Below are 13,631 nucleotides of genomic sequence, written 5' to 3'. Positions count from 1 at the left end.
GTCGTCGGATGTGTAGCCAAAGCGCGCGCGAAGGGAAAGGCTCTCGCGCGCGCCGTGGGGGATACGGGGCGGTTACTTTGGCCCGACGACGGCGAAAGCAGCCCCCTGCGGGTCCAGCGCCTGCGCGATGAAGGCGCCACCGGGCACTTCCATCGGGCCGTTGATGAGAGTGCCGCCGCTGGCGGTGATCTGCGCGATGGCGGCGTCGATCCCGGCGGCACCGAAATAGGGCAGCCAGTTGGGCGGGAGTCCGGGGGCGGGCGGGCGCATGATGCCGCCGATGTCCTGCCCCTGCCGGGCGATGATGTGGTAATCGCCCAGCTCGCCCATCGGCATGACACTGCTTTGGGTCCAGCCGAACAGCGCGCCGTAGAAGGCGAGGGCGGCGGCGGGATCGGGGGTCGTCAGCTCGTGCCAGTTGCCATGGCCGGTTTTCATCTGGTCGAAGGCGCCGCCCGTGCCACCGGGCAGCGGTTGCAGGATGCCGAAGCCCGCGCCCTGCGGATCGCCGAGGATGGCAAAGCGCCCGGTGCCCGGAATGTCGTTCGGCGGCTGATGCACCGAGGCGCCCAGGGCCACGGCCTGCGCCACCGTCGCATCGCAATCGGCGACGGCGAAGTAGCAGAGCCAGAAATGGGGCATCGGATCGGTGGGCGACCACAGGCCCGCGACCATCGTGCCCGCAACGCTGGCGAGGTGGTAGGTGAAGCCCTCCATCCCCGCATCGGCAATCTGCCAGCCCAGCAGCCCGCTGTAGAACGTGCCAGAGGCGGCAAGATCGGGCGTGGTCAGTTCATACCAGCAGGGGGCGCCGTGATGCGGGGTCATTGTGCTGCCCCCAGCGACAGGATCGGCGCGAACCCGCCATAGATCATGCGCTTGCCGTCAAAGGGCATGTCGGCCATCAGGGTTGGGTCCATCTCGGCCTCCATCACCTTGTAGGCGGCGCTGCGGGTTTCCTTGTCGGGCCAGGTCATCCAGCAGAACACCACGGTTTCATCGGGCTTTGCCTCGACCGCGCGCAGGAAATCGGTCTGTTTGCCGGGGGGAACCTCGTCGCCCCAGCAGACGACCAGCGACAGCGCGCCGAGTTTCTGGAAGGTGGGCCACCACTTTTCCTCATGCGCGCGGTATTCCTCGCGTTTGGCGGTGGGAACGGGAATCACGAATCCATCAATGTAAGACATTTCAATCTCCCTGATCGCTTGTGCCTGCAAGGCTGCGCCGGTCGTCTGGAAAAGCAACCAAAACTTATATGAAATGGCCATGATCCGCCGAGGCCATGACGGGGCCATGACGGGGGCAGCATCGCGGCAGGCCGTTGTCGATCTGTTCGCGCTGCGCTGGCGCGATCACACCGCCCGGTCGAATTTCGTGGACAGGTGGATCAGGCTTTCGGAGCTGACAACCCCGGTCAATGCGCCGATCTGATCGAGCACCTGATCGAGCACTTGCGTCGAAGGGGCCGCGATCTGCAGCAGCAGGTCATAGCGGCCCGAGGTGGTGAACACCTTTTCGATTTCCGCAATTGCCTTCAGCCGCGTGAGGATGGCGGCCTGCGCCCGGGGTTCGATCGTCAGCAGGACCGAGGCGCGCAGCCGCCCCTGCCGGGCATTTTCGCCCAGCTTCAGGGTATAGCCGGCGATCACGCCGGTCGTCTCCAACCGCTCCAGCCGGGCCTGCACGGTGGAGCGGGCGACCTTCATCCGCCGCGCCAAAGTGGCCACCGACATGCGTGCATCGGCCCCCAGAAGCCCCAGAATGTTGCGATCAAGTTCATCCATGCAATGTGCCCGCATTTTTCGTCATTCTGTCACCCATACACTATATATTTGTAGTTTTCATCGGTGAAGTTGTGCCCCATATGCGCATTCCACGTTTTCAGGAAAAGGGCGGCTCATACGCACCTGGCCTGGTTGTAATGACCGCGCAGGTGCTGGCTCCCGGATGGGTTCCGGGCGATGGCCCTTGCGTTCTGTTGGCAGAAAGGGCACGCCGATGGGACTCTCCAAGACGATCTGGACCAACCCGACCGAATATATCCGCACCGTCAGACCGGAAAACCCGGTGCTGTTCTTTTCCCCCGCCGTGTTGCAGGCCGCAGCGCGCCGGTTCATCGATGGCTTTCCGGGCATGGTCACCTATGCGGTGAAAACCAACCCGTCCGAAGTGGTGATCGAAAACCTGTCGGCAGCGGGCATCCGCGGCTTTGACGTGGCCTCGCCCAATGAAATGCGGCTGATCCGCCGTTTGGCCCCCGATGCGGCGATGCATTACAACAACCCGGTGCGCGCGCGGGCCGAGATTGCCGTGGCGGTGGAGATGGGCGTGAAATCCTATTCCGTCGATTCGGCATCCGAGCTGGAAAAGCTGATCGAGATGGTTCCGGCGGAAGGCTGTGAAATCTCGGTGCGGTTCAAGCTGCCGGTGGCGGGCGCGGCCTATAACTTTGGCGCCAAGTTCGGCGCGACGGTGGAGCTTTCGGCGCAACTGCTGAAGCGGGTGAACGAGGCGGGCTTCATCCCCTCGCTGACCTTCCACCCGGGCACGCAATGCACCGACCCCCATGCGTGGGAGGCCTATATCCGCGCCGCCGCCGAAATCTCGGCGCTGGCCGGGGTGGCGATTGCGCGGCTGAACGTCGGTGGCGGCTTCCCGAACCACCGCCTGCAGGCCGTGGTGCCGCAGATCGAGGACACGTTTGCGCTGATCGACCGCGTGGCGTCCGAGGCGTTCGGCGACATGCGCCCGATGCTGGTCTGCGAGCCGGGCCGGGCGCTGTGCGGTGACGCGTTCACCCATATTGCCAAGGTCAAGGCGGTGCGTGACGACGAGCATGTGTTCCTGAACGATGGCGTCTATGGCGCGCTGGCGGAACTGCCGCTGGTCGGCGTGATCGACCGGATCGAGGTGGTCAATGGCGCGGGCGAAAAGCGCGGCGGCCCGCTGGCCTCGCGCATCGTGTTCGGCCCGACCTGCGATTCGGTGGACCGTCTGCCGGGCGAGCTGATGCTGGCCGAAGACATTGCCGAGGGCGATTATCTGGTGATCCACGGCATGGGGGCCTATTCGCTGGCCACCAACACCCGGTTCAACGGCTTTGGCGAGCTGACCATTGCCACGGTGCTGTCGCTGAAGGTCTGACACCGCGTTTCCGTTCTGATGCAACGCCCGGCTGGACTTGTTCCGCCGGGCGTTTACCATTCCACTGGCAGGACAAGGGGATGGCAGATGTTCGGACGGGCACAGGGGCGGATCGAGGATGCACGGTTTCTGACCGGGCAGGGGCGCTATGTGGATGACATCGTGCCGGAAGGCGCGCTGTTCGCGGCCTTTCTGCGCAGCCCGATGGCCCATGCCGAGATCACCGCGCTGGATGTATCTGCCGCGCGGGTGGCGCCCGGTGTGGCGCTGGTGCTGACGGCCGAGGATCTGCGGACGCAGGGGGTGGTGCTGGGCATGGCGGCGCATCGCACCCGCCAGCCCGATGGCACGCGCGGGGTGGCGCCGGAGCGCCCGGTGCTGGCGCAGGGCCGGGTGCGCTTTGTCGGCGAGCCGCTGGTGATGGTGGTGGCGGAAACCGCCGAACAGGCGCGCGACGCGCTGGATCTGATCGAAGTGGATTACGCCGAACTGCCCGCCGCCGTGGCGTTTGAAGGCGAGGCCGCGATCTTCCCCGAGGCGCCGGGCAATCGCGCCTTTGTCTATGAGGAGGGCGACGGGGCAGCGGCAGAGGCGGCGCTGGCAGGTTCGGCCCACCGTGTGACGGTGGAGGTGGTGCATAACCGCATCATCGTGGCGGCGATGGAGCCGCGCGGTGCCTTTGCCACCTGGGACGGGCGGCTGCATTTCTGCGTCAATGGGCAGGGCGTCTGGGTGCAGAAGGGCGAGCTTGCCCGCCATCTGGGCCTGCCCCCCGACGCGGTGCAGGTGACCAACCCCGATGTCGGCGGCGGCTTTGGCATGAAGGCCGCGACCTACCCGGAATATGTGCCGATTGCACAGGCCGCGCGGCTGCTGGGCCGCCCGGTGCGCTGGTTTTCCGACCGCAGCGAGGCGATGCTGTCGGACAATGCCGGGCGCGATCTGGTGGCGGTGGCGGAACTGGGATTTGACGCCGATTTTCGCATCACCGCGTATCGCGTCAACCTTGTGTCAAACCTTGGGGCCTATAGCGCGCAATTCGGGCAAGGGATTCAGGGAGAGCTGTTCGCCAAGGTGCTGACCGGGGTTTACGACATTCAGGCGGCGCATCTGCGCGCGGTGGGGGTCTATACCAACACCACGCCGGTCGATGCCTATCGCGGTGCCGGGCGGCCCGAGGCGATCCTGACCATCGAACGCGCGATGGATGAGGCGGCCCGCCAGTTGGGTCTGACGGCGGAAGACCTGCGTGAGCGCAATGTGATCCGTGCCTTCCCCTATCGCTTCTGGACGGGGGAGGAGATCGACAGCGGCGATTTTCAGCGGATCCTCACCCGGATCGGCGCGGAAAGCGATCTGGCGGGCTATCCGGCGCGGCGGGCGGCGAGTGCGGCGCGGGGCCTGCTGCGGGGCCGGGGGCTGGCGCTGTATGTCGAGGCGATTCTGGGATCGCCGGTCGAAGGGGCGACGGTGGAATTTACCGAAGGTGGCGTGCTGCTGTTTGTCGGCACGCAGTCCAACGGGCAGGGGCATGAAACCGTCTATACAAGGATGCTGGCCGAAATGACCGGCATCCCCGAAGACCGTATCACCGTGGTGCAGGGCGACAGTGACCGGATCGCCAAGGGCGGCGGCACTGGCGGGTCGCGGTCGGTCACGGTGCAGGGCACGGCGATCCGCGCCTCGGTCGCGGGGCTGGTGGCGGCGTTCGAGGCGTTCCTGAGTGAACAAGAGGGGCAGCCGGTCCGCTTTGCCGAAGGGGTGTTTCGGGCCGAGGGGCGCAATCTGGCGCTCACATTGATCGAGGCCGCCGATCTGGCGCGGGGCAAGGGCCGGGCCGATCTGCTGCGCCACAGTGCCGAGATCAAGCTGCAAGGGCGCAGTTTCCCCAATGGCGCGCATCTGGCCGAGGTGGAGATCGACCCCGAAACCGGGGCGCTGCGGTTGGATCGCTATTGCGCGGTGGATGATTTCGGCACGCTGATGGCGCCGGAACTGGTGCTGGGGCAGGTGCATGGCGGGGTGGCGCAGGGCTTTGGCCAGGCGGTGATGGAACAGGCCGCCTATGACGGGCAGGGCCAGTTGCTCAGCGGCAGTTTCATGGATTACGCGATTCCGCGGGCCGCCGATCTGCCCTTCATCCGCTTCGCTTCGGAACCGTCACCGACCCGCACCAACCCGTTCGGGATGAAGGGCTGCGGCGAGGCGGGCACGGTGGGGGCGCTGCCTGCGCTGGCCAATGCGGTGCGCGATGCGCTGGCGCCCCTGGGGGCGCGGCTGGAGATGCCCTATAGCCCCGGCCGGATCTGGGCCGCGATTGTGGAGGCCCAAGCTGAGCCTGTTTGAACGCTTTGGCCGCTGGTTGCGCCGCCATCCGGTGGCGCAGACACAGATCGGCAATGTGCCCGTGGCGTTGGTGCGGGGGCGGGTGGATCATGTGATCGTGCTGGATGGCACGCTGGCCTCGTTGCATCCGGGGCGGGAAAGCAATGCGGGCCGGGCGTTCCAACTGCTGCGCGAGACGGTGCAGGGCAATCGCCGCAGCCTGTATTACGAGCCGGGCCTGCAATGGGAGGGCGTGGGCAAGGCGATGAACGTGATGCAGGGCAAGGGCATCAACCGCCAGATCCGCCGCGCCTATGGCCATCTGGCCAGCCATTACCGGCCCGGCGACCGCATCTTCCTGCTGGGATATTCGCGCGGCGCCTATGCGGTGCGCAGCCTTGCCGGCGTGATCGACCGGGTCGGGTTGCTGCGCCATGACGCCGCGACCGAACGCAATGTGGTGCAGGCCTGGCGCCACTATGAGCTCAACCCCGACAGCCTTGCTGCCCGCGCCTTCGCCAAAGCCTATTGCCATGCCGAGGCGCCGATTCAGATGGTGGGCGTCTGGGATACGGTGAAGGCGCTGGGGCTGCGTCTGCCGCTGCTGTGGATGCTGACCGAGGGGCGCCATGCCTTTCACGACCACCAGCTTGGCCGCTCCATCCGCCACGGCTTTCAGGCGCTGGCGCTGCACGAGACGCGCGAGGTGTTCGAGCCGGTGCTGTGGGAGTGCCCGCCGGGATGGGAGGGCAATGTGGAACAGGTGTGGTTTCGCGGCGCGCATGGCGATGTGGGAGGGCAGTTGGGCGGGTTCGAGGCGGCGCGGCCCTTGGCGAACATTCCGCTGGTCTGGATGCTGGAACGTGCGGCGGCCTGCGGGCTGGTGCTGCCTGCCGGGTGGCGGGATCGGTTTCCCTGCGATGCGACGGCGCCGATGCTGGGCACATGGCACCGCTGGGGCGGCATGTTCCTGCTGCGCAAACCGCGCGTGGTGGGGCGCGACCGGTCTGAACGCATCCACCCCACCGCCTTGCAGGTGGAGCCGAAGCGTTGGATGCGGCGCAGCGCCCGGCCTAATCCATGAGGATGCAGGTGGTGGTGCCGCTGGCATAAAGCCGCCCGTCGGCCCGCCCGCGGATCGTGGCGCGCGACACGGCGGTCGAACGGCCCGCGTGATCGAGGAGGCCCTCGGCCTCCATCTCCATCCCGACGGGCAGGGCGCGGGTGATGTTCACCTTGTATTCCAGCGTCGTATACCAGCGGCCCTTGGGCACGGCGGTCATCACGGCGCAGCCAAGCGCTGTATCCAGCACCGTGCCATACCAGCCGCCATGCACGCCGCCGAACGGGTTGGTGTGCTGAAAGCCCGGCGTGCCGGTCAGGGTGACGCGGCCCGGTTCGACCGTGGTGATGCGATAGCCCATCAGCGCGGCAATGGTCGGATGCGGGATGCGCCCTTCCAGCATGGCCTGCATGAAATCAAGGCCTGACATCGAGAGCAACTGGTCGCGGGTCGGCAGGTCGGCGGGGGATTGGGCGAAAAGCGGTGTCTGGGTCATGGCCTTTTGTGGCAAGCGGGGCGGCGGCTGCAAAGCGGATTATGCGGCGTGACGTAACGTCAGATCGCGCCCTGCAGCCAGACCCAGGCCCAGACGAGGCCGAACAGCACCGGCTGGTGGATCAGATAGATGGCGAGACTGTGCTGGCCGGGCCAGGCGAGGGCGCGCAACAGCGGCGTCTGTTGCGCGGGAAAGGCGGCCAGGCGGGGCCAGACCGGGCCCAGCAGCTTTGCCACGCCGATCCCGGCGAGGAAGGGGCCGAACCACGGCAGCAGCGGCTCCAGATCCACCGAGGCGGTGGGCAGGGTCTGCATCCCCAGCCAGCGCAGCCACGGGTCGTTGAGCGGGTAGAGCGGCGGCAGGATGTAGGAGGCCACCACCACGCCGATGCCAAGCGCCAGCGTCACCGCGCCGGGCAGCGGCAGGGCCAGCAGGCCCAGCAGGCTGGCCACAAGGATGCAATGCAAGATGCCGAAGAAGATGAACCAGTCCGGCATCACGACCCAGGTGGCCAGCGTCACCGCCGCCGCACTGCCCGCCAGAATCAGCGCCCGGCGCCGGAAGGCGGGCCAGCGGATGCCCTGCCCATGCGACAGCCACAGCCCCATGCCCGCGATGAACAGAAAGCTGCCCGCGATCATCCGCGCGTAGTAATACAGGAACAGCGCCGCCCCCGGCCCCGGCTGCCACAGCCCGAACATGCGCAGATCGAAGGTGAAATGAAAGGTGGCCATGCACAGCAAGGCAAGGCTGCGCCATGCGTCGATCAGCCAGATCCGGCCCCTGTCCTTCATCGCCCGTCCTCCTGCGCTGATCCGTGGTGCCACGCCCGCCCGCAAAGGAAAAGGGCGGACCGTCGCACGGCCCGCCCCTTCATCGTTTCGTGACCGATTACCGGTGATGGGTATCCACATAGTTGCGGAAGGCCGAGCCGGTATAGAGCTGACGCGGGCGGCCGATCTTCTGCGTGGGATCGCCGATCATCTCTTTCCACTGCGAGATCCAGCCGACGGTGCGCGACAGCGCGAAGATCGGCGTGAACATCGAGGTGGGGAAGCCCATCGCATCCAGGATGATGCCCGAGTAGAAATCGACATTCGGATAGAGCTTCTTGGAGACGAAATAATCGTCTTCCAGTGCGATCCGCTCCAGCTCTTTGGCGACTTGCAGGGTCGGGTTGTTTTCCACGCCCAGCAGGCCCAGCACTTCGTCCGCCGATTCTTTCATCACCTTCGCCCGCGGGTCGAAGTTCTTGTAGACGCGGTGGCCGAAGCCCATCAGGCGGAACGGATCGTCCTTGTCCTTGGCCTTACGGATATATTCCGGGATGCGATCCACGGTGCCGATCTCGCGCAGCATTTCGAGGCAGGCCTGGTTGGCGCCGCCATGGGCCGGGCCCCACAGGCAGGCGATGCCCGCCGCGATGCAGGCGAACGGGTTGGCGCCCGAAGACCCCGCCAGACGCACGGTGGACGTGGAGGCGTTCTGTTCGTGATCGGCGTGCAGAGTCATGATCCGGTCCATGGCCTTGGCCAGGATCGGGTTCACCACATAGTCCTCGCAGGGTACGGCAAAGCACATGTGCAGGAAGTTCGCCGCGTAATCGAGCGAGTTCTTCGGATAGACGAAGGGCTGGCCGATCGAGTATTTATAGGCCATCGCTGCGATGGTCGGCAGCTTGGCGATCAGGCGGATCGCGGCCACTTCGCGCTGCCACGGATCGTTGATATCTGTGCTGTCGTGATAGAAGGCAGACAGCGCGCCCACGACGCCGACCATGGTCGCCATCGGGTGCGCATCGCGGCGGAAGCCCCGGAAGAAGTTGTGCATCTGTTCATGCACCATGGTGTGGCGCGTGATGCGGCCTTCAAAATCCTTCATCTGGACGAGGGTCGGAAGCTCTCCGTAGAGCAGAAGATAGCAGACTTCGAGGTAATGCGATTTCTCGGCCAGCTGGTCGATCGGGTAGCCGCGGTGCAGCAGTTCGCCCTTGTCACCATCGATATAGGTGATCGCACTGTCGCAGGCCGCAGTGGAGGTGAAGCCCGGGTCATAGGTGAACATGTCGGACTGCGCATAAAGCTTGCGGATGTCGAGCACGTCGGGGCCAATGGTGCCCGAATAGATCGGCAAGTCGATGACCTTGTCATCAATTGTCAGCTTTGCGGTCCTGGTCGGTTCTGCCATCTCACATCCCTCTGCGTTGGCAGGCGGCACCGATACTGGCGCCGCCGCGAAATCATTCCGGCAGAGGGTGCGGCGATCAGGCCGCGGCATCCTCCAGCCGCGCAATCGTTTCGTCCTGACCGATGACAAGCATCATGTCATAGACGCTGGGGCTTACCGTGCGTCCGGCCAAGGCCGCGCGCAAGGGGGCGGCCAATTTGCCGAAGCCGATGCCGTTTTCAGCAGCAGCCCCGGTGAGAATGGCCTCAAGATCGTCTTTCGTCCAGCTAGCATTTCGCAACTGCGGCGTCAACGATTTCAGTATACCACGGGATACCGGGTCGAGCGATTTCTCGGCGGCCTCATCGCGTGAAATTGGGCGAGAAACGGTAATATACCGCGCTTTTTCAAGCAGTTCAGGGAAGGTCTTTGCGCGATCCTTCAAGGAAGACATTCCTTTGAGCATCAATGCAGACTGGGCGTTCGTCAGCGCAGGTTGGCCACTTGCGGCCAGATAGGCCTGAAGTTCGCTCAGCAATGCTGCATCAGCACCCGCCGCGATGTGCTGGCCGCAGAGATTCTCCAGCTTCTTGAAATCCAGCCGGGCGGGGGCGCGACCGATTCCCTTCAGGTCGAACCACTGTTTCGCCTGTTCGCTGGTGAAAAACTCGGCATCCCCATGCGCCCAGCCCAACCGGGTGAGATAGTTGCGCATCCCGGCGGCGGGATAGCCCATGGCCTGATATTCCTCGACCCCCAGCGCGCCATGGCGTTTGGACAGTTTCTTGCCATCCGGCCCGTGGATCAGCGGAATATGCGCCCAGACCGGGATCGCCCACCCCATCGCATCATAGATCATCTGCTGGCGCGCGGCATTGACCAGATGGTCATCGCCGCGAATGACATGGGTCACCCCCATGTCATGGTCATCGACCACCACCGCCAGCATATAGGTGGGTGTTGCGTCCGAGCGCAGCACGATCATGTCGTCCAGCGTTTCGTTCTTGATCACCACACGGCCCTGCACCTGATCGTCGATCACCGTCTCGCCGTCGCGCGGGGCCTTCATGCGGATGGCGAAGGGCGCGTCGGGATGGGTGGCGGGATCGGCGTCGCGCCACGGGCTCTGGAACAGGGCATAGGTACCGCGCGCCTCGGCCTCGGCGCGGAAGGCATCAATTTCTTCCTTGGTCGAGAAGCACTTGTAGGCCGTTCCTCTTGCAAGCATCTGATGCGCCACCTCGGCATGGCGGTCGCGGCGGGCGAACTGGCTGATCGGCTCGCCGTCCCAGTCGAGCCCCAGCCATGTGAGGCCGCGCAGGATGGCGGCTGTTGCCTCGGGGGTGGAGCGTTCGCGGTCAGTATCCTCGATCCGCAGCAGGAACTTGCCGCCCCGGCCCCGGGCGTAAAGCCAGTTGAACAGCGCCGTGCGCCCGCCGCCGATATGCAGATAGCCGGTCGGCGAGGGGGCGAAGCGGGTGACGACGGGGGCGTCTGCGGGATGGGCGGTCATCGGTCTTAACCTTTCGGAAACCTTGGGGGGCTAGGCTTGGGCCTTGCGATCTTTGGCGCTGTGATAGGCGAGCGGAGGGTTGGAAACAAGGTGGACACGCGGGGGCCGGTGATGCGGCGTCTGGTGCTGTGGCCGGTGGTGGCGCTGGCCGAAGCGCGGGGGATTCTGTTCCCCTGGGTGCCGGTATTTCTGGCGCTGGGGATCGGGTTGTGGTTCGGGCTGGCGGAGGAGCCGGGGCTTTTGACCTATGCCGGGGCGGGGGCTGTGCTGCTGGCCAGCGGGCTGGCGTGGCGGCTGGGGCCAGAGGCGGCGCATCCGGTCTGCGTGGCGCTGGGATGCGTCGCGGCGGGCGTATTGGCCGCCGGGCTGCGCGCGCATCTGGTGGAGGCTCCGGTGCTGGGCTTTCGCTATTACGGCCCGGTGCAGGGCCGCGTGATCGAGATTGACCGGGCGCAAAGCGACGCGCTGCGCCTGACGCTGGATCAGGTGGTGCTGGCGGATGTGCCGCCCGCGCGAACGCCCTTGCGGGTGCGCCTGTCGCTGCACGGCCCGCCGCCCGATGTCGCGCTGGAACCGGGGCAGGTGGTGCAACTGACCGGCCATCTGGCCCCACCCGAAGGCGCGGTGGAGCCGGGCGGCTTTGATTTTCAGCGCATGGCCTGGTTTCAGCGTCTGGGCGCCGTCGGCTACAGCCGCGACCCGTTGCTGCTGTGGGAGGAGCCTGCGCCCGGGGCCGAAAGGGTCAACCGCCTGCGCACACGGCTGTCGGCGGCGGTGCAGGCGGCGATTCCGGGCGACCCGGGCGCCTTTGCCGCCGGGGTGATGACCGGCGACCGTTCGGGGCTGAGCGGTGAGGCGGTGGCGGCGCTGCGGGCCAGCAGCCTTGCGCATCTGCTGGCGATTTCGGGCATGAACATGGCCTTTCTGATCGGCTTCGTCTTCGCGCTGATCCGCACGGGACTCGCCTTGGTGCCGCCGCTGGCGCTGCGGGTGAACGCGAAGAAGATCGCGGCGGTGCTGTCCTTTGGGGTGGCGTGGTTCTATCTGCTGCTGTCGGGCGCGAATGTGGCGACGGAACGCGCCTTCCTGATGGTATCGGTCATGCTGGCCGGGGTGTTGCTGGACCGGCGGGCGCTGTCGCTGCGCTCGCTGGCGCTTTCGGCGGTGGTGCTGTTGCTGGCGCGACCGGAAAGCCTGCTGGATGCCGGGTTTCAGATGTCTTTCGCCGCGACCACCGCGCTGATCGCCGGCTTTGGCGCGCTGGAGGGTGGGGTGCTGCGCGGGCGCATCCCGCGATGGGGGCTGCCGGTGTTCACGCTGGTGCTGTCTTCGCTGCTGGCCGGGGTCGCGACGGCGCCCTATGGCGCGGCGCATTTCAACCGGATCGCCGATTTCGGTTTTGTCGCCAATCTGCTGACCGTGCCGGTGATGGGCGCCGTGGTGATGCCTGCGGGGGCGGTGGCGGCGTTGCTGGCACCGCTGGGCCTTGAAGGGGTGCCGCTTTGGGTAATGGGACGCGGCTGCGCCTGGATCCTCGCGGTGGCCGAACAGGTGGCGCAGTGGGAGGGCGCGGTGACAGCGGTGCCTGCCCCGGGTGGCTGGGTGCTGCCGCTGATCAGCTTTGGCGGCATCTGGATTGCGGTCTGGCGCGGCTGGGGGCGGGCGGTGGGGTTGGCACCGATCGCACTGGGACTTGGGCTGTGGGTGGGGGCGACGCGGCCTGATCTGCTGATTTCGCCGGATGCCGCGCTGGTCGGGCTGCTGGGGCCAGAGGGGCGGGCGCTGTCTGCCGGGCGCGGGGCGGGGTTCGCGGCGCAAAGCTGGCTTGAGAATGACGGTGATCTTGCCGCGCAGGATTTGGCAGCGGCGCGGGCCGGGTTTACCGGCCCGAAAGAGCAACGGGCCTTCACGCTGGCGGGGTGGCGCATCCGCCAGTTGCGGGGCAAATCTGCGCTGGGAGGCGTGGGCGCGGCCTGTGCAGGGGCCGACCTGCTGATCGTGGCCGCCGAACTGCCCGCGGCAGAACGGCCCTGTCGCGTGATCGACCTTGCCACCCTGCGGCGCAGTGGTGGCTTGGCCCTGTGGGTGGAGGGCGACCGGCTACGCCTGCAACCGGCACGTCAAAGCTGGCGGATCTGGCAACGCAAATCTGGCCCACCGTTGCCGGTCAGCTTTCTGGCGCCCCCCGCGCCACGGCTGGCCGCGCTTCAATAGCTGCGGATCAACCCGACCAAGCGGCCCTGCACCTTCACCATGTGATCGGAGAACACGCGGGTTTCATAGGCAGGGTTCGCCGCTTCCAGCGCGATCATGTTGCCCTTGCGACGAAAGCGCTTCAGCGTCGCCTCGGCATCCTCGACCAGCGCCACGACGATATCTCCATTCTCTGCGGTAGACTGCTCGCGGATCACGACGATATCCCCGTCATTGATCCCCGCCTCGATCATCGAATCGCCCCGAACCTCCAGTGCGTAATGCTGGCCGGAGCCTGACAACATGCTGCCCGGCACGGCGATGTGGTGCGAGATTTCCGAAATCGCCTCGATCGGCACGCCGGCGGCGATGCGACCCATCACCGGCAGTTCCAGCGCATAAACCGCTGCAACCGGCATGGCACCGGGCGGGGGGGCAATCGGGGGGGCAGCCGCAGGGCGCCCGCCTTCCACCAGTTTCGGGCTGAACCCCGGCCGTTCCATTGCCTCGGGCAGTTTCACGATCTCGATGGCGCGGGCGCGATGGGCCAGACGGCGGATGAAACCCCGTTCTTCCAGCGCGGTGATCAGCCGGTGGATGCCGGATTTGGAGCGCAGGTCCAGCGCTTCTTTCATTTCGTCGAAAGACGGGGGGACGCCATCCTTGTCCATCCGCAGGCGGATGAAATCCAGCAGTTCCAGTTGCTTGCGCGTCAGCATCCGCCAGTTTCC

The 13,631-nt window shown here is 66.2% G+C and carries 12 protein-coding genes; 4 read left to right on the top strand and 8 right to left on the bottom strand.

Annotated elements, in window-relative coordinates; translation table 11 throughout:
- Positions 1 to 72: 72 nt before the first annotated feature.
- The 3 genes from BMX43_RS06165 to BMX43_RS06155 form a co-directional block, all read right to left on the bottom strand.
- Positions 73 to 828: a VOC family protein gene (locus BMX43_RS06165; protein WP_091298563.1), complete on the bottom strand. Its 756-nt coding sequence runs from the start codon at positions 826 to 828 to the stop codon at positions 73 to 75.
- Positions 825 to 1,187 (bottom strand): DUF1428 domain-containing protein, encoded by a 363-nt coding sequence (locus BMX43_RS06160; protein ID WP_091299107.1) that lies wholly within the window; start codon positions 1,185 to 1,187, stop codon positions 825 to 827. Before BMX43_RS06160 ends, BMX43_RS06165 begins: the two co-directional genes overlap by 4 nt.
- A gap of 165 nt (positions 1,188 to 1,352) precedes the next feature.
- Positions 1,353 to 1,784, bottom strand: coding sequence for an Lrp/AsnC family transcriptional regulator (locus BMX43_RS06155; RefSeq protein ID WP_091298560.1), 432 nt, complete (start codon positions 1,782 to 1,784; stop codon positions 1,353 to 1,355).
- Positions 1,785 to 1,998: 214 nt separating this feature from the next.
- On the opposite strand from BMX43_RS06155, the gene BMX43_RS06150 reads away from it, so the two are divergent.
- From BMX43_RS06150 to BMX43_RS06140, 3 genes are all read left to right on the top strand, one after another.
- The gene (locus BMX43_RS06150) at positions 1,999 to 3,144 is read left to right on the top strand and encodes a type III PLP-dependent enzyme (protein ID WP_091298557.1); all 1,146 of its coding nucleotides are present in this window, start codon (positions 1,999 to 2,001) and stop codon (positions 3,142 to 3,144) included.
- 87 nt (positions 3,145 to 3,231) lie between these two features.
- Positions 3,232 to 5,490 carry a xanthine dehydrogenase family protein molybdopterin-binding subunit gene (locus tag BMX43_RS06145; RefSeq protein ID WP_245749388.1) on the top strand — a complete coding sequence of 753 codons (2,259 nt, stop codon included), beginning with the start codon at positions 3,232 to 3,234 and terminating at the stop codon, positions 5,488 to 5,490.
- Positions 5,477 to 6,553 carry a DUF2235 domain-containing protein gene (locus tag BMX43_RS06140; RefSeq protein WP_425431783.1) on the top strand — a complete coding sequence of 359 codons (1,077 nt, stop codon included), beginning with the start codon at positions 5,477 to 5,479 and terminating at the stop codon, positions 6,551 to 6,553. Before BMX43_RS06145 ends, BMX43_RS06140 begins: the two co-directional genes overlap by 14 nt.
- Here BMX43_RS06140 and BMX43_RS06135 read toward each other — a convergent pair.
- The 4 genes from BMX43_RS06135 to gltX all read right to left on the bottom strand — a co-directional run bounded on the left by BMX43_RS06135 (position 6,543) and on the right by gltX (position 10,707).
- Entirely contained in the window at positions 6,543 to 7,028 is a 486-nt protein-coding gene (locus BMX43_RS06135; protein ID WP_091298548.1) for a PaaI family thioesterase, read from the bottom strand. The genes BMX43_RS06140 and BMX43_RS06135 overlap by 11 nt on opposite strands.
- A gap of 59 nt (positions 7,029 to 7,087) precedes the next feature.
- Complete coding sequence (locus BMX43_RS06130; protein WP_175482037.1) at positions 7,088 to 7,822, bottom strand: heparan-alpha-glucosaminide N-acetyltransferase; 735 nt, start codon at positions 7,820 to 7,822, stop codon at positions 7,088 to 7,090.
- 97 nt (positions 7,823 to 7,919) lie between these two features.
- A complete protein-coding gene (gene gltA, locus BMX43_RS06125) occupies positions 7,920 to 9,215 on the bottom strand; it encodes a citrate synthase (protein ID WP_091299104.1) in 1,296 nt (431 codons plus the stop codon).
- 76 nt (positions 9,216 to 9,291) lie between these two features.
- The gene (gene gltX, locus BMX43_RS06120; RefSeq protein WP_091298542.1) at positions 9,292 to 10,707 is read right to left on the bottom strand and encodes a glutamate--tRNA ligase; all 1,416 of its coding nucleotides are present in this window, start codon (positions 10,705 to 10,707) and stop codon (positions 9,292 to 9,294) included.
- A gap of 111 nt (positions 10,708 to 10,818) precedes the next feature.
- On the opposite strand from gltX, the gene BMX43_RS06115 reads away from it, so the two are divergent.
- A complete protein-coding gene (locus tag BMX43_RS06115; protein WP_091299101.1) occupies positions 10,819 to 12,921 on the top strand; it encodes a ComEC/Rec2 family competence protein in 2,103 nt (700 codons plus the stop codon).
- Here the strand turns inward: BMX43_RS06115 and lexA are convergent.
- A complete protein-coding gene (gene lexA, locus BMX43_RS06110) occupies positions 12,915 to 13,619 on the bottom strand; it encodes a transcriptional repressor LexA (RefSeq protein ID WP_091298540.1) in 705 nt (234 codons plus the stop codon). The genes BMX43_RS06115 and lexA overlap by 7 nt on opposite strands.
- Positions 13,620 to 13,631: the final 12 nt, after the last annotated feature.

Source organism: Gemmobacter aquatilis (genome assembly GCF_900110025.1).
GTDB classification, from domain to species: Bacteria; Pseudomonadota; Alphaproteobacteria; order Rhodobacterales; family Rhodobacteraceae; genus Gemmobacter; species Gemmobacter aquatilis.
Note: the sequence above shows the minus strand (reverse complement) of the source record. Positions and strands in the feature narration are given on the sequence as shown.